The 13,242-nt window shown below is 68.4% G+C and carries 19 protein-coding genes and 1 tRNA gene; 5 read left to right on the top strand and 15 right to left on the bottom strand.

Features of this window, described 5'->3' with window-relative positions; translation table 11 throughout:
* The 3 genes from G3I78_RS38410 to G3I78_RS38400 form a co-directional block, all read right to left on the bottom strand.
* Positions 1–321, bottom strand: coding sequence for an SMR family transporter (locus G3I78_RS38410; protein WP_164433500.1), 321 nt, complete (start codon positions 319–321; stop codon positions 1–3).
* A gap of 167 nt (positions 322–488) precedes the next feature.
* A complete protein-coding gene (locus tag G3I78_RS38405; protein ID WP_164433498.1) occupies positions 489–839 on the bottom strand; it encodes a co-chaperone GroES in 351 nt (116 codons plus the stop codon).
* 45 nt (positions 840–884) lie between these two features.
* Positions 885–1,214, bottom strand: coding sequence for a DUF3618 domain-containing protein (locus G3I78_RS38400; RefSeq protein WP_164433496.1), 330 nt, complete (start codon positions 1,212–1,214; stop codon positions 885–887).
* A 96-nt stretch (positions 1,215–1,310) separates the two neighbouring features.
* Between G3I78_RS38400 and bcp the strand changes: the two genes are divergently transcribed.
* Positions 1,311–1,778 (top strand): thioredoxin-dependent thiol peroxidase, encoded by a 468-nt coding sequence (gene bcp, locus G3I78_RS38395; protein WP_164433493.1) that lies wholly within the window; start codon positions 1,311–1,313, stop codon positions 1,776–1,778.
* 59 nt (positions 1,779–1,837) lie between these two features.
* Positions 1,838–1,924 (top strand) — tRNA-Leu (locus tag G3I78_RS38390).
* 4 nt (positions 1,925–1,928) lie between these two features.
* On the opposite strand, the gene rdgB is transcribed toward G3I78_RS38390, so the two are convergent.
* The 4 genes from rdgB to G3I78_RS38370 all read right to left on the bottom strand — a co-directional run bounded on the left by rdgB (position 1,929) and on the right by G3I78_RS38370 (position 4,192).
* The gene (rdgB, locus tag G3I78_RS38385) at positions 1,929–2,531 is read right to left on the bottom strand and encodes an RdgB/HAM1 family non-canonical purine NTP pyrophosphatase (RefSeq protein ID WP_164433491.1); all 603 of its coding nucleotides are present in this window, start codon (positions 2,529–2,531) and stop codon (positions 1,929–1,931) included.
* A gap of 11 nt (positions 2,532–2,542) precedes the next feature.
* The gene (locus tag G3I78_RS38380) at positions 2,543–2,950 is read right to left on the bottom strand and encodes a hypothetical protein (protein ID WP_164433489.1); all 408 of its coding nucleotides are present in this window, start codon (positions 2,948–2,950) and stop codon (positions 2,543–2,545) included.
* 147 nt (positions 2,951–3,097) lie between these two features.
* Positions 3,098–3,835, bottom strand: coding sequence for a ribonuclease PH (gene rph / locus G3I78_RS38375; RefSeq protein ID WP_164433487.1), 738 nt, complete (start codon positions 3,833–3,835; stop codon positions 3,098–3,100).
* A gap of 123 nt (positions 3,836–3,958) precedes the next feature.
* Complete coding sequence (locus G3I78_RS38370) at positions 3,959–4,192, bottom strand: PTS glucose/sucrose transporter subunit IIB (protein ID WP_164433485.1); 234 nt, start codon at positions 4,190–4,192, stop codon at positions 3,959–3,961.
* A gap of 127 nt (positions 4,193–4,319) precedes the next feature.
* Here G3I78_RS38370 and G3I78_RS38365 point away from each other — a divergent pair, with 127 nt between their 5' ends.
* Complete coding sequence (locus G3I78_RS38365) at positions 4,320–5,612, top strand: PTS transporter subunit EIIC (protein WP_164433483.1); 1,293 nt, start codon at positions 4,320–4,322, stop codon at positions 5,610–5,612.
* Between the two features lie 103 nt (positions 5,613–5,715).
* Positions 5,716–6,969 carry a PTS transporter subunit EIIC gene (locus G3I78_RS38360; protein WP_164433481.1) on the top strand — a complete coding sequence of 418 codons (1,254 nt, stop codon included), beginning with the start codon at positions 5,716–5,718 and terminating at the stop codon, positions 6,967–6,969.
* A 75-nt stretch (positions 6,970–7,044) separates the two neighbouring features.
* Here G3I78_RS38360 and G3I78_RS38355 read toward each other — a convergent pair whose 3' ends face one another.
* The gene (locus G3I78_RS38355; RefSeq protein WP_164433479.1) at positions 7,045–7,797 is read right to left on the bottom strand and encodes an MBL fold metallo-hydrolase; all 753 of its coding nucleotides are present in this window, start codon (positions 7,795–7,797) and stop codon (positions 7,045–7,047) included.
* 234 nt (positions 7,798–8,031) lie between these two features.
* Between G3I78_RS38355 and G3I78_RS38350 the strand changes: the two genes are divergently transcribed.
* A complete protein-coding gene (locus G3I78_RS38350; RefSeq protein ID WP_164433477.1) occupies positions 8,032–8,484 on the top strand; it encodes a type II toxin-antitoxin system PemK/MazF family toxin in 453 nt (150 codons plus the stop codon).
* A gap of 4 nt (positions 8,485–8,488) precedes the next feature.
* On the opposite strand, the gene G3I78_RS38345 is transcribed toward G3I78_RS38350, so the two are convergent.
* From G3I78_RS38345 to clpS, 7 genes are all read right to left on the bottom strand, one after another.
* Entirely contained in the window at positions 8,489–9,439 is a 951-nt protein-coding gene (locus tag G3I78_RS38345; protein ID WP_164433475.1) for a cysteine synthase, read from the bottom strand.
* A gap of 6 nt (positions 9,440–9,445) precedes the next feature.
* The gene (locus G3I78_RS38340; RefSeq protein WP_062031359.1) at positions 9,446–9,724 is read right to left on the bottom strand and encodes a MoaD/ThiS family protein; all 279 of its coding nucleotides are present in this window, start codon (positions 9,722–9,724) and stop codon (positions 9,446–9,448) included.
* Between the two features lie 88 nt (positions 9,725–9,812).
* A complete protein-coding gene (locus G3I78_RS53320) occupies positions 9,813–9,908 on the bottom strand; it encodes a putative leader peptide (RefSeq protein WP_343243959.1) in 96 nt (31 codons plus the stop codon).
* Between the two features lie 79 nt (positions 9,909–9,987).
* Complete coding sequence (locus G3I78_RS38335; RefSeq protein WP_164433472.1) at positions 9,988–10,410, bottom strand: M67 family metallopeptidase; 423 nt, start codon at positions 10,408–10,410, stop codon at positions 9,988–9,990.
* Positions 10,411–10,540: 130 nt separating this feature from the next.
* Positions 10,541–11,980, bottom strand: a complete 1,440-nt coding sequence (locus tag G3I78_RS38330; protein ID WP_164433470.1) for an amino acid permease — start codon at positions 11,978–11,980, stop codon at positions 10,541–10,543.
* A gap of 325 nt (positions 11,981–12,305) precedes the next feature.
* Positions 12,306–12,908, bottom strand: coding sequence for a DUF2017 domain-containing protein (locus G3I78_RS38325; protein WP_164433468.1), 603 nt, complete (start codon positions 12,906–12,908; stop codon positions 12,306–12,308).
* Between the two features lie 12 nt (positions 12,909–12,920).
* Positions 12,921–13,238, bottom strand: coding sequence for an ATP-dependent Clp protease adapter ClpS (gene clpS / locus G3I78_RS38320; protein ID WP_164433466.1), 318 nt, complete (start codon positions 13,236–13,238; stop codon positions 12,921–12,923).
* Between the last annotated feature and the right edge of the window lie 4 nt (positions 13,239–13,242).

The raw sequence follows: 13,242 nt of genomic DNA, 5'->3' as shown, positions 1-13,242 counted from the left end.
TCAGTGACCCGAGGTCGCCTTCAGCCCCACCACGGCGACCAGCAGCAGGCACACGAAGAAGATCCGGGCGGCGGTGACGGGCTCACCCAGCACCACCATGCCGAGCACCGCCGCCCCGGCCGCACCGATCCCGACCCAGACGCCGTAGGCGGTCCCGATGGGGAGGTCCTTGGCGGCGTACGACAGCAGGAGCATGCTGGCGACGATGCCCGCGCCGGTGAACAGGCTGGGCACGAGGCGGGTGAAACCGTCGGTGTACTTCATCCCGATCGACCAGCCGACCTCCAGCAGACCGGCGACGACGAGCAGAACCCAGGCCATGACAGGCACCTCCGAGACACGATCTCTGACAGGGGTGCGTCGTCTTTCCTGTACCTCTACGTCGATCCCGGTACGGCGCGTCTCGTCGGGCGGACACCTTCAAAGCTAGCAAAGGAACGACAAAAGGGGCTGGTGACCATGGTCACCAGCCCCTTTGTACCGCCGTTTCAGAGGTACAGGCCGGTCGAGTCCTCGGAGCCCTCGAACCGGTCCGCCGCCACGGCATGCAGATCACGCTCGCGCATGAGCACGTACCCGACACCCCGCACCTCGACCTCGGCGCGGTCCTCGGGGTCGTACAGCACCCGGTCGCCCGGCTCCACGGTCCGTACGTTCTGACCCACCGCGACGACCGCGGCCCAGGCCAGCCGACGCCCGACCGCCGCGGTGGCCGGGATCAGGATGCCCCCGCCCGACCGCCGCTCGCCCTCACCGTTCTCCTGCCGCACGAGTACGCGGTCGTGCAGCATCCGGATGGGCAGCTTGTCGTGCTGGGTGTCGTTTCTGTTGGCGCTCACGGCACTGAACCTACCTGCCTCCGGGGCGCGTGTGCGCCGCCGGGGTCAGCCCTTCCGGCGCCGGGTGCCCAGGGCGAGCAGCCCCACGAGCCCCACGGCGACGAGGGCGACGGGCACGATGCGCTCCAGGCGGGGAGCGCCCTCCTCGTCCACGAAGCGGCCCTTCACATCGGTGACGGCCCGGTTGACGCCGACGTACGCCCGGCCGAGCGTGTGGTCGATGTTGGAGACGACCTTCGCCTTGGCGTCGCCGACGATCGTCTTCGGGTGCACCCGCACCCCGATCTCGTCGAGCGTCTCGGCCAGCACCTCGCGGCGGCGCTTGATGTCCGCCTCGATCTGCGCCGGGGTTCTGATGTCCGACGTGTCCGCCACGGCAGGCCTCCGAAGTCGCTTTCTCGTTGTCGTCCTGGACAGTCTGTCAGTTCCGCCCGCGACCGCACTGTCAGGACCCCCGGTTACGCTGGCCCAATGAGCGAGCGACTCCAGCCCGGGGACGTGGCCCCCGCCTTCACCCTGCCCGACGCCGACGGCCACGACGTCTCCCTGTCGGACCACAAAGGCCGCAAGGTCATCGTCTACTTCTACCCGGCCGCCCTGACCCCCGGCTGCACGAAGCAGGCCTGCGACTTCACCGACAACCTGGAGGTCCTGGCCGGCGCGGGCTACGACGTCATCGGCATCTCCCCCGACGCCCCGGAGAAACTGGCCAAGTTCCGCGACAAGGAATCCCTGAGGATCACCCTGCTGGCCGACCCGGAAAAGACGGTCACCGAGTCCTACGCGGCCTACGGCGAGAAGAAGAACTACGGCAAGACCTACCTGGGCGTCATCCGCTCCACGATCATCGTGGACGAGGAGGGCAAGGTGGAACGGGCGCTGTACAACGTGCGGGCCACGGGGCACGTGGCGAAGCTCCTGAAGGACCTGTCGATCTGACGGACATATCGGGGACCGTAGGAGTGGCACTGCCCGGTAACATGACCGGGCAGTGCCAGGCGGCCGTGGTGGAATTGGCAGTCACGCTGGGTTTAGGTCCCAGTGGGGTAACTCCCGTGAGGGTTCGAGTCCCTCCGGCCGCACCAGAGATCAGCCCAACAGCTCCCGCACCACCGGCACCAACCCCCGGAACGCCTTCCCCCGGTGGCTGATCGCGTTCTTCTCGGCTGCCGACAGCTCCGCGCAGGTCCGGCTCTCGCCGTCCGGTTGGAGGATCGGGTCGTAGCCGAAGCCGTTCGTGCCGGACGGGGTGTGGCGGAGGGTGCCTCGGAGTTGGCCCTCGACGACTCGTTCCGTGCCGTCCGGGAGGGCCAGGGCCGCCGCGCAGGCGAAGTGGGCGGCGCGGTGCTCGTCCGCGATGTCGGATAGCTGGGCCAGGAGGAGGTTCAGGTTGGCCTTGTCGTCTCCGTGCCGTCCCGACCAGCGGGCCGAGAAGATGCCCGGGGCGCCGTTCAGGACGTCGACGCAGAGGCCGGAGTCGTCGGCGACCGCGGGCAGGCCCGTTGCCTGGGCCAGGGCGTGGGCCTTGAGCAGGGCGTTCTCGGCGAAGGTGATGCCGGTTTCCTTGACGTCCGGGATCTCCGGGTACGCGTCCGCGCCGACGAGGTCGAAGGGGAGACCTGCGTCGGCGAGGATCGCGTGGAGTTCGGTGATTTTGCCGGCGTTGCGGGTGGCGAGGATCAGGCGGGTCATGCCCACCAGTATTACGGCGTGCAGACCTTGGTGAGTTCGCCGGCCGCGTCGGTGACGGGGCTGAGGTCCGGGGTCTCGTCGCCGTTCTTCACGGACGTACGGACGTTGGCCACCGCCGCGTTCAGGTCGTCGACCGCCTTGTTGACGTCGGTGTTGTCGGTCTTGTCACCGATCTCGTCGAGGTTCTGGTCGATCGAGGCGAGGGCGTCGTCGATCTGCGTCGGGTCGTTGGACGCGTTCTCCACGGCCTGCTGGAGGTCGGTGACGCTGTCGGCGACGGCCTCGGCGGTCTGGACGCAGTCCAGCGCCTTGCTGACGGCGTCGCAGCCGGTGGTGAGGCCGACCGTCAGTCCTACGGCGGCCACCGCGGCGGCGATGGTGGCGATACGGCGACTACGGCGGCGTCGGCTCGCGGCCATGGATGTGTTCCCTCCCTTGGGCAGGCCTCGGGAGGCCCCCGTTTGCTTGGCCGGGCGCCCGTTGTGCACAGCGGGCGCCCGTATCCCTGAAGACGCCGGGGCGGTCGGTCGGGTTGCCCCCACCGGCCACCGTTCTTGGCGTTCCCTTTACCTTTCGAGGACCGTATCAAGCGCCTTGCTCTGGAGGACAGCGAGTTCGGAGCAGCCCAGGACGGCCAGGTCGAGGAGGGAGTTGAGCTCGTCGCGGGCGAACGGCTCGGCCTCGGCGGTGCCCTGGACCTCGACGAAGCGGCCGTCGCCGGTGCAGACGACGTTCATGTCGGTGTCGGCGCGCACGTCCTCCTCGTAGCAGAGGTCGAGCAGCGGGACTCCGCCGACGATGCCGACGGAGACCGCGCTCACGGTTCCCGTCAGCGGCTGGCGGCCGGCCCTGATCAGCTTCTTGCTCTGGGCCCAGGAGACGGCGTCGGCGAGGGCGACGTACGCGCCGGTGATGGCGGCCGTGCGGGTGCCGCCGTCGGCCTGGAGCACGTCGCAGTCGAGGACGATGGTGTTCTCGCCGAGTGCCTTGTAGTCGATGACCGCGCGCAGGGAGCGGCCGATGAGCCGGCTGATCTCGTGCGTGCGGCCGCCGATCTTGCCCCGGACGGACTCGCGGTCGCCGCGGGTGTTGGTGGCGCGGGGCAGCATCGAGTACTCGGCGGTGACCCAGCCCTCGCCGCTGCCCTTGCGCCAGCGGGGGACGCCTTCGGTGACCGAGGCGGTGCAGAAGACCTTCGTGTCGCCGAAGGAGACGAGGACGGAGCCCTCGGCGTGCTTGCTCCAGCCGCGTTCGATGGTGACCGGGCGGAGTTGTTCGGGGGTGCGGCCGTCGATTCGAGACATGGCGCTGAGCCTATCGGCCTCCCGGGTGACGGCTCGGCCCGCTCGGCTCACCTCACGCCTCGACGCTCACCTCACGTCTCGACGCCCACCTCACGCCCCGCCGCCCGGATCACACCCCGCCGCTCACATCATGTCCTCGATCTCCGCGGCGATCGGGTCGGCGTCGGTGCCGATGACGACCTGGATCGCGGTGCCCATCTTGACGACGCCGTGGGCGCCGGCGGCCTTGAGGGCGGCCTCGTCGACCTTGCTCGCGTCGAGGACCTCGGTGCGCAGGCGGGTGATGCAGCCCTCGACCTCTTCGATGTTCTCGATGCCGCCGAGTCCCGCGACGATCTTCTCTGCCTTGCTGGCCATTTCGGTCTCCTCACGCACAGTTGGCCCAACTTCGCGAGCGATTGCGGCGTTCGTACCGAAAGATGACGTCACAGCAACCACATCGTCCGTGACTGGTCTACACCACCTGACAGGCGGTCGCCAACTGATGAGTTCGGAAACCGAGATCTCACCCGCACGCCGGCGCCGGCAGGCCGCGTTCCAGGGGCTTCAGAAGATGGGCCGCAGTCTTCAGCTGCCCATCGCCGTACTGCCCGCCGCGGGCATCCTCAACCGGCTCGGCCAGCCGGACGTGTTCGGGGACGACGGTCTGGGGTGGACGAACGTCTCCAAGGTGATGATGGGCGCGGGCGGGGCGCTGCTGGACGGTTCGCTGGGGTTGCCGCTGCTGTTCTGCGTGGGTGTGGCCATCGGGATGGCGAAGAAGTCCGACGGTTCCACGGCGCTGGCGGCGGTGGCCGGATTCCTCGTCTACTTCTCGGTGTTGAAGCAGTTCCCTGAGGACTGTCCGAGCGGGGCGAAGGCCGTGCAGGGGATCGGGTGCCAGGCGACGGTCGACCACACGGTGGTGGCGTTCACGTACCAGAATCCCGGGGTGTTCGGCGGGATCGTGATGGGCCTGCTGACGGCGTTCTTCTGGCAGCGGTACCACCGCACCAAGCTGGTGGACTGGCTCGGTTTCTTCAACGGCCGCCGGCTCGTGCCGATCATCATGGCGTTCGTGGCCATCGCGTTCGCGGCGCTGTGCCTGTGGGTGTGGCCGCCGATCGGTGACGGTCTGGAGAACTTCAGCGACTGGCTGAAGGACGCGGGGGCGTGGGGCGCGGGGCTGTTCGGTGTCGCGAACCGGGCGCTGCTCGTGATCGGGCTGCACCAGTTCCTGAACGTGCCCATCTGGTTCCAGTTCGGGACGTACACCAAGCCGGACGGTTCGCAGGTGCACGGTGACATCAACATGTTCCTGGCCGGTGACCCCAGCGCCGGGCAGTTCACGTCCGGGTTCTTCCCGATCATGATGTTCGCGCTCCCTGCGGCGGCGCTGGCGATCACGCACTGCGCGAAGCCGGAGCGGCGCAAAGAGGTCGGGGGCCTGATGCTCTCGGTCGCGCTGACCTCGTTCGTGACGGGGATCACCGAGCCGATCGAGTACTCGTTCCTGTTCATCGCGCCGCTGCTGTACGCGGTGCACGCGGTGCTGACGGGCGTGTCGATGGCGGTCACGTGGGGGCTCGGGGTACACGACGGCTTCAGCTTCTCGGCCGGGCTGATCGACTACATCATCAACTGGAACCTGGCGACGAAGCCGTGGGCGATCATCCCGATCGGGCTGTGTTTCGCGGCCGTCTACTACGTGATCTTCCGTTTCGCGATCACCAGATTCGACCTGAAGACCCCCGGGCGGGAGCCCGAGGAGGAGGTCGAGGACGTCACCAAGGTGTAGTCCTCCGGTTGCGGAACTGACGGGTTCCTTATAACGGCTCCATCGTGTACAACAGGTCTACACCACTGAGTGGTGTAGACCACCACCCGATGGAGGAAGCGTCATGAGCACCGCCACCGCGCCCTCGGCGGCGCCCACGAAGAAGTGGGGATCAGGCCTTTTGCAGGGCCTGCAGAAGGTAGGCCGCAGCCTGCAGCTCCCGATCGCCGTACTGCCGGCGGCGGGCATCCTGCTGCGTCTCGGTCAGGACGACGTGTTCGGGAAGGACGGCCTCGGCTGGAACAAGGTCGCGGCCGTGTTCATGACCGCCGGTGACGCTGTCTTCTCCAACCTGCCACTGCTGTTCTGCGTCGGTATCGCGATCGGTTTCGCCAAGAAGTCCGACGGGTCGACGGCGCTGGCGGCGCTGGTGGGTTTCCTGGTCTACAAGAACGTGCTGACCGCGTTCCCGATCACCGACGCAAAGATCACCAAGGGTGCTGACGTCGCCGCCACCTACAACGACCCCAAGGTGCTCGGCGGCATCATCATGGGCCTCATAGCCGCCGTCACCTGGCAGCGCTTCCACCGCACCAAGCTCCCCGACTGGCTGGGGTTCTTCAACGGCCGCCGCCTGGTGCCGATCCTGATGGCCTTCATCGGCACCGCCGTCGGTGTCTTCTTCGGCCTGGTCTGGGAGCCCATCGGTGACGTGATCACCAGCTTCGGCGAGTGGATGACCGGCCTCGGCGCCGTCGGCGCGGCGATCTTCGGTGCCATCAACCGCGCCCTGCTCCCGGTCGGCATGCACCAGTTCGTCAACACGGTGGCCTGGCAGGAGATCGGCACCTTCAAGGACTCCTCCGGAACCGTCTGGCACGGCGACCTGCCCCGCTTCTTCCACGGTGACCCGACCGCGGGTCAGTTCATGACCGGCTTCTTCCCGATCATGATGTTCGCGCTCCCGGCGGCCGCCCTGGCCATCACGCACACCGCCCGTCCCGAGCGCCGCAAGGCCGTCGGCGGCATGATGATGTCGCTCGCCCTGACCTCGTTCGTCACGGGGATCACCGAGCCGATCGAGTTCTCCTTCATGTTCATCGCCCCCGTGCTGTACGTCATCCACGCGGTCCTGACCGCCGTGTCCATGGCCGTCACCTGGGCACTGGGCGTCCACCACGGCTTCAGCTTCTCGGCCGGTGCGATCGACTACTTCCTCAACTGGGGCCTGGCCACCAAGCCCTGGCTGATCATCCCCATCGGCCTGGTGTTCGCGGCGATCTACTACTCCGTCTTCCGCTTCGCCATCATCAAGTGGAACCTCCCCACCCCCGGCCGCGAACCCGAGGAAGAGGTCGAGGACCTCACCAAGGCGTAGTCACGGCCGTACCACGCACGCGAAGGCCCCCGGAGTCCTGAACCTCTCCGGGGGCCTTCGCGTATGCGGGGGGGGCTAGATGTCGTACGACAGTCTCGGTGCCGCCAATGACACCGGGCCGTCGAACACCGCGCGCGCGTCGGCGAGGTTGACCTGGGGGTCGGTCCACGGGGGGATGTGGGTGAGGACCAAGCGGCGGGCGCCTGCCCTGGTCGCCGTCTCACCCGCCTCGCGGCCGTTGAGGTGCAGGTCGGGGATGTTCTCCTTGCCGTGCGTGAAGGCCGCCTCGCACAAGAACAGGTCGGTGTCGCGGGCGAGTTCGGTCAGCGCCCCGCTCACTCCGGTGTCGCCGGAGTACGTCAGCGACTTCCCGCCGTGCTCGACGCGGATGCCGTACGCCTCCACCGGGTGCGCCACGCGTTCGGTGTGGACCGTGAACGGGCCGACGTCGAAGGTGGACGGCTTGACCGTGTGGAAGTCGAAGACCTCGCTCATCGAGGAGGCGGTGGGGGTGTCGGCGTAGGCCGTGGTGAGGCGGTGTTCGGTGCCTTCGGGGCCGTAGACCGGGATGGGGTCGCAGCGGCCGCCGTCGTGGCGGTAGTAGCGCGCGACGAAATACGCGCACATGTCGATGCAGTGGTCGGCGTGCAGATGGCTGAGGAAGATCGCGTCGAGGTCGTAGAGACCGCAGTGGCGCTGCAACTCGCCCAGGGCACCGTTGCCCATGTCGAGTAGCAGCCGGAAGCCGTCGGCCTCTACGAGGTAGCTCGAGCAGGCCGATTCCGCGGACGGGAACGACCCCGAGCAGCCGACGACGGTGAGCTTCATGAAGCAGAAACCTCCGCTGGCGGGAATTGACAATTGAGTGCGTCGGGGGTCGTGCGGTTTGTCGAGCGTAAGGCGCAAAACCTCCGGTCGCTCCTCCGCCAAGGGCTGTTGTGGGCGAACTCACCTGTGGTGTCACCGGTTCGGCTGGACCGGGGGCGTGTGGGGCAAGAGAGGGGTCGCGCGGGTTTTACAGAGGGCGCGCGGGGCTGATCGCGCGCCGGTAACGTCGTCCTCATGGACACGTCCTGGTGGCTCGCGCTCGCGGCGGTGGTGCTGCTCGCGCTGGTCGCCACGCTCGTGGACGGGTGGGGACGGGGGCACCGGCCCAGGGGGCGCGCGGACCGGACGACCCGGCCGGCGGGGCGGACCACGGGGCTGCGGCCGCGGCCCGCCGAGATCTGGTGGGCGACCGTGCCGTACGAGGACGGGCCGGGCGGCAAGGACCGGCCCTGTCTGGTGCTCGCGGTGCGCGGCCGGAGGGCCACCGTCGCGAAGATCACCAGCAAGTACCACGACGAGCGGGCCGGGGTGATCCCGCTGCCGCCGGGCTCGGTGGGCGACGCGCAGGGGCGCGCGAGCTTCCTGGAGACGGACGAGCTGCGCGAGGTGCCGGTGGGGGACTTCCGCCGCAAGGCGGGCGTGGTGGACCCGGTCCTGTGGGACCAGGTCCGTCACCTGGCGAGGTAGAACCTCAGGCCCAGAGCTGGCCCTGAAGGGTCTCGATGGCTTCCTCCGTGGTCGCCGCCGTGTAGACGCCGGTCGAGAGGTACTTCCAGCCGCCGTCCGCCACCACGAAGACGATGTCGGCGGACTCCCCCGCCTTGACCGCCTTGTTGCCGACGCCGATCGCCGCGTGCAGGGCCGCGCCGGTGGAGACGCCCGCGAAGATGCCCTCCTGCTGGAGGAGCTCACGGGTGCGGGTGACCGCGTCGGCCGAGCCGACCGAGAAGCGGGTGGTGAGGACGGAGGCGTCGTACAGCTCCGGTACGAAGCCCTCGTCGAGGTTGCGCAGGCCGTAGACGAGGTCGTCGTAGCGCGGTTCCGCGGCGACGATCTTCACGTCCGGCTTCTGCTCGCGCAGGTAGCGGCCGACGCCCATCAGGGTGCCGGTGGTGCCGAGGCCCGCGACGAAGTGGGTGACCGAGGGGAGGTCGGCGAGGATCTCCGGGCCGGTCGTGGCGTAGTGGGCGCCCGCGTTGTCCGGGTTGCCGTACTGGTAGAGCATCACCCAGTCGGGGTGCTCGGCGGACAGCTCCTTGGCGACCCGTACGGCGGTGTTGGAGCCGCCCGCGGCCGGGGACGGGATGATCTCGGCGCCCCACATGCCGAGCAGGTCCCGGCGCTCCTGCGAGGTGTTCTCGGGCATCACGCAGACCATGCGGTAGCCCTTGAGCTTCGCGGCCATGGCGAGCGAGATGCCGGTGTTGCCGGAGGTCGGCTCCAGGATGGTGCAGCCCGGGGTGAGACGGCCGTCCTTCTCCGCCTGCTCGATCATGTGCAGGGCGGGGCGGTCCTTGACCGAGCCGGTGGGGTTGCGGTCCTCCAGCTTGGCCCAGATGCGGACGTCGGCGGACGGCGACAGCCGCGGCAGGCGCACCAAGGGGGTGTTGCCCACCGCGGCCAGCGGGGAGTCGTAGCGCATCGACGATCAGGCCATGCCGCCGGCCACGGCCGGCAGGATCGTGACGTTGTCGCCGTCGGTGAGCTTGGTGTTGATGCCGTCGAGGAAGCGGACGTCCTCGTCGTTCAGGTACACGTTGACGAACCGGCGCAGCTCACCGCCGTCCACGATGCGGGCCTGGACGCCCGCGTGCCGGGTCTCGAGGTCGGCGAAGAGCTCGGCGAGCGTGGTCCCGTTGCCCTCCACCGCCTTCTGGCCGTCGGTGTAGGTGCGGAGGATGGTCGGGATGCGGACCTCGATGGCCATGGTTGCGGGCTCCTGTCGGGAAGTGTTCTGGTCGGTGGGCGCACGACGACGCGCGCCGCGGCTCACGGCCGTACGGCGGCAGGGAACGTCAACAGATGGCGCTGTTCAGCCTGCACAGGTCGACGTGCAGCCGCGCCACGAGCAGCACGCTCGGCGCCTCGATGCTCACGTCGTTCAGAACCATGGGCTCATCGTATCGATTCCCGGTCAGGGTCCCGGAGTGTGATCTCGCATGCTGGATGAATTCTGACCGAATTGCGAGATCAGTACGCCTCTACGACCGTGACCTCCTCCTCCGTGACCTCGCCTTCCACGATCCGGTACGAGCGGAACTGGAAGTCGCCGAGGCCGTCGGTGTCCGCGGTGGAGACGAGGACGTAGTGGGCGCCGGGCTCGTTGGCGTAGGAGATGTCCGTGCGGGAGGGGTAGGCCTCGGTCGCGGTGTGGGAGTGGTAGATCACCACCGGCTCCTCGTCGCGGTCGTCCATCTCGCGGTAGAGCTTGAGCAGGTCACCGGAGTCGAACTCGTAGAAGGTCGGGGACATCGCCGCGTTGAGCATCGGGATGAGGCGCTCCGGGAGGTCCGAGCCGGCCGGGCCCGCGACGACTCCGCACGCCTCGTCGGGATGGTCCTTGCGCGCGTGCGCGACGATCTGGTCGACGAGGGCCTGGGTGATGGTCAGCATGCGGAAAAGGATAAGCAGAGGGCTGCCCCGTACCGAGGAACGGTACGAAGCAGCCCACATGCCGGACGACTCCTCAGGGGCGCGGGGAGCTGCGCGATCAGCCCCCACCGGCCCGCGGCCGGACGACGACCTATCCGACCTTCTCGAACTCCGGCTCCGGCCGGTCCGTGATCCCCGGGTTCCGGGACTTCAGGACGGCCCAGCCCACCCCGAGAGCCGCCGCCCAGCCCGCCATCACGTACAGACAGACACGGGAGTCGGCGTCGTACGCGATGAGGCCCGTCACGAAGAGCAGGAACACGATCGCGATGTACGAGCAGACCGAGCCGCCCGGCGCCGGGAAGGAGGAGGCGGGCAGGCGGCCCGCGACCACCGCGCGGCGGTAGAGGACGTGGCTGATCAGGATCATCAGCCAGGTCCAGATGCCCGCCGCGGTGGCGACCGAGGTGACGTATCCGAAGGCCTTCTCGGGGACGACGTAGTTCAGGATCACGCCGATACCCATGAACACGACCGAGACGGTGATGCCGAACGCGGGCGCCTTGGTGGCGGACAGCCGCTTGAACACGGCCGGGGCCTCGCCGCTGTCGGCCAGGTTCCGCAGCATGCGGCCGGTGGAGTACATGCCGGAGTTGCAGGAGGACAGGGCCGCGGTGAGGACGACGAAGTTGACGATGCCGGCGCCGGCCGGGATGCCGATCTTCGCGAAGGCCTCGACGAACGGCGAGACGCCCGGGGCGAACTCGGTCCACTTCACGACGCAGAGGATGACGGTGAGCGCACCGACGTAGAAGAGGGCGATCCGCCACGGCAGGGTGTTGATGGCCTTGGGGAGGGTCTTCTCCGGGTCCTCCGACTCGCCCGCGGTGACGCCGACCAGCTCGACGGCGAGGTAGGCGAACATGACGCCCTGGAGGGTCATCAGGGACGAGCCGACGCCCTTGGGGAAGAAGCCGTCGAAGGCCCACAGGTTGGAAACCGCGGCGGTGTCGCCGGCCGAGCTGAAGCCGAAGGTGAGCACGCCGAGGCCGATGACGATCATGCCGATCAGGGCGGTGACCTTGACCATCGAGAACCAGAACTCGAGCTCGCCGAAGACCTTCACCGAGATCAGGTTGACCCCGAAGAGGATCACCAGGAAGACCAGGGCGGTAACCCATTGCGGCACGGCCGGGAACCAGTAGTTGACGTAGATCGCGGCGGCCGTGAGTTCGGCCATGCCGGTGACGACCCACATCAGCCAGTACGTCCAGCCGGTGAAGTAGCCGAAGAACGGGCCGAGGAACTCGCGGGAGTACTCGGCGAAGGAGCCCGAGACCGGGCGGTAGAGCAGGAGCTCGCCGAGCGCCCGCATGATGAAGAAGATGATCACGCCCGCGAGGGCGTACATGAAGATGAGGCTGGGGCCGGCCTTGGCGATGTTCGCCCCGGCTCCCAGGAAGAGGCCGACGCCGATGGCGCCGCCGATCGCGATCATCTGGACCTGGCGGCTGCCGAGCCCGCGCTCGTATCCCTCTTCCGACTGGTTCGGGGCGGTCCCCGAGCCTTCTTCGACCTGAGCGGAGGTCATATCCGTGATGCGCCTTTCTCCATACCGAACCGGGCCTCTCGTCGGCCTCGGACCGGATCTCGATCCCCCCGGACTGAATGGAGCGAAGTGCCTGGCCGGCGATGACCGGCTCGGTGGCGCACCCGGGCGAACATGCGGGTGGTGTTCGCCGGGCGGTCGTGAAGATCTATCACGGCCGTAATGATGATCACCCGGGCGGCATGTGGCGCAGACCACAGGAAGAAGCGGACAAAGGGGCTCCGGGGCGAGCGAATGCCGTCAGCGCGGTGACGTGATCGTTATCCGGATTTGAGCGTCCTCTGAGCGAACACAGAACCGTCACATCTCACGGCATAAGCGTCGAGACGAGGGTCTCCTGGAGGCCGCCGAGCCAGAGATACGCCATCACCATCGGCTTGCGCGGGTCCTCGTCCGGGAGCCGGTAGAGGAGGTCGGTGTCCTCCTCGTCGGCGATGTCGAGCCGGGAGCCGATGGCGAGCCGCAGGTCGTTGAGCGCGCCCAGCCACTGCCGGGACTCCTCGGTCGACAGCTTGAGCACCGCCCCGCCCTCACCGGCGGAGTTCAGCGCGTCCAGGGTGCGGATCACCGCGAGGGCGGTCTCCCGCTTGCCGGCCCGCAGGTCGTTCTCGGTGTAGCGGCGGAACTCCGAGGAGTACGCCCGCTGCTCCTCGGCCTCCTTGGCCTGCGGGGTGCCCTCGGGGTCGCTGTAGGCGTCCGGGAACAGCCTCTTCAGCACCGGATCGGACGGCGGCTCGCTCGGCCCCTCCGCGAAGAGCTCGGCGAGCGGGTCGTCCGGCGCGTCCTCGGCGGGCCCGGGCCCGATGAGCTCCAGCAGCTGGACGGCCAGCGACCGGATGATGGAGATCTCGACATCGTCGAGCGCGACGGCCGCGCCGCCGCCGGGGATCGGTTCGAAGATTCCTGGCATGGAGGGGATTCGCTACTTCCGGTCCTGTTGGAGGGTGGCCCACAGGCCGTAGCCGTGCATGGCCTGGACGTCGCGTTCCATCTCCTCGCGGCTGCCGCTGGAGACGACCGCCCGGCCCTTGTGGTGGACGTCCATCATCAGCTTGGTGGCCTTGTCCTTCGGGTAGCCGAAGTACGTCTGGAAGACGTAGGTCACGTAGCTCATGAGGTTGACCGGGTCGTTGTGGACGATGGTGACCCAGGGGACGTCCGGCTCGGGGACGGCGAAGACCTCTTCCGCCGACTCGGTGCGTTCGATCTCTACGGGAGCGGGTGACGTCACACGGCCCATGCTG

This window comes from Streptomyces sp. SID13726 (assembly GCF_010548375.1).
GTDB lineage: Bacteria > Actinomycetota > Actinomycetes > Streptomycetales > Streptomycetaceae > Streptomyces.
The sequence above is the reverse complement of the archived record's forward strand: the minus strand, read 5'-3'. Positions and strand labels throughout refer to the sequence as shown.

What these genes read in the sequence shown, in the direction of transcription:
- G3I78_RS53320 (WP_343243959.1), bottom strand. Translation starts at nt 9,908, where the DNA reads ATGGTTCTGAACGACGTGAGCATCGAGGCGCCGAGCGTGCTGCTCGTG.
- rph (WP_164433487.1), bottom strand. Translation starts at nt 3,835, where the DNA reads ATGTCTCGAATCGACGGCCGCACCCCCGAACAACTCCGCCCGGTCACC.
- G3I78_RS38355 (WP_164433479.1), bottom strand. Translation starts at nt 7,797, where the DNA reads ATGAAGCTCACCGTCGTCGGCTGCTCGGGGTCGTTCCCGTCCGCGGAA.
- G3I78_RS38410 (WP_164433500.1), bottom strand. Translation starts at nt 321, where the DNA reads ATGGCCTGGGTTCTGCTCGTCGTCGCCGGTCTGCTGGAGGTCGGCTGG.
- G3I78_RS38365 (WP_164433483.1), top strand. Translation starts at nt 4,320, where the DNA reads ATGAGTTCGGAAACCGAGATCTCACCCGCACGCCGGCGCCGGCAGGCC.
- G3I78_RS38325 (WP_164433468.1), bottom strand. Translation starts at nt 12,908, where the DNA reads ATGCCAGGAATCTTCGAACCGATCCCCGGCGGCGGCGCGGCCGTCGCG.
- clpS (WP_164433466.1), bottom strand. Translation starts at nt 13,238, where the DNA reads ATGGGCCGTGTGACGTCACCCGCTCCCGTAGAGATCGAACGCACCGAG.
- G3I78_RS38350 (WP_164433477.1), top strand. Translation starts at nt 8,032, where the DNA reads ATGGACACGTCCTGGTGGCTCGCGCTCGCGGCGGTGGTGCTGCTCGCG.
- bcp (WP_164433493.1), top strand. Translation starts at nt 1,311, where the DNA reads ATGAGCGAGCGACTCCAGCCCGGGGACGTGGCCCCCGCCTTCACCCTG.
- G3I78_RS38345 (WP_164433475.1), bottom strand. Translation starts at nt 9,439, where the DNA reads ATGCGCTACGACTCCCCGCTGGCCGCGGTGGGCAACACCCCCTTGGTG.
- G3I78_RS38335 (WP_164433472.1), bottom strand. Translation starts at nt 10,410, where the DNA reads ATGCTGACCATCACCCAGGCCCTCGTCGACCAGATCGTCGCGCACGCG.
- G3I78_RS38380 (WP_164433489.1), bottom strand. Translation starts at nt 2,950, where the DNA reads ATGGCCGCGAGCCGACGCCGCCGTAGTCGCCGTATCGCCACCATCGCC.
- G3I78_RS38340 (WP_062031359.1), bottom strand. Translation starts at nt 9,724, where the DNA reads ATGGCCATCGAGGTCCGCATCCCGACCATCCTCCGCACCTACACCGAC.
- G3I78_RS38370 (WP_164433485.1), bottom strand. Translation starts at nt 4,192, where the DNA reads ATGGCCAGCAAGGCAGAGAAGATCGTCGCGGGACTCGGCGGCATCGAG.
- G3I78_RS38330 (WP_164433470.1), bottom strand. Translation starts at nt 11,980, where the DNA reads ATGACCTCCGCTCAGGTCGAAGAAGGCTCGGGGACCGCCCCGAACCAG.
- G3I78_RS38360 (WP_164433481.1), top strand. Translation starts at nt 5,716, where the DNA reads ATGAGCACCGCCACCGCGCCCTCGGCGGCGCCCACGAAGAAGTGGGGA.
- rdgB (WP_164433491.1), bottom strand. Translation starts at nt 2,531, where the DNA reads ATGACCCGCCTGATCCTCGCCACCCGCAACGCCGGCAAAATCACCGAA.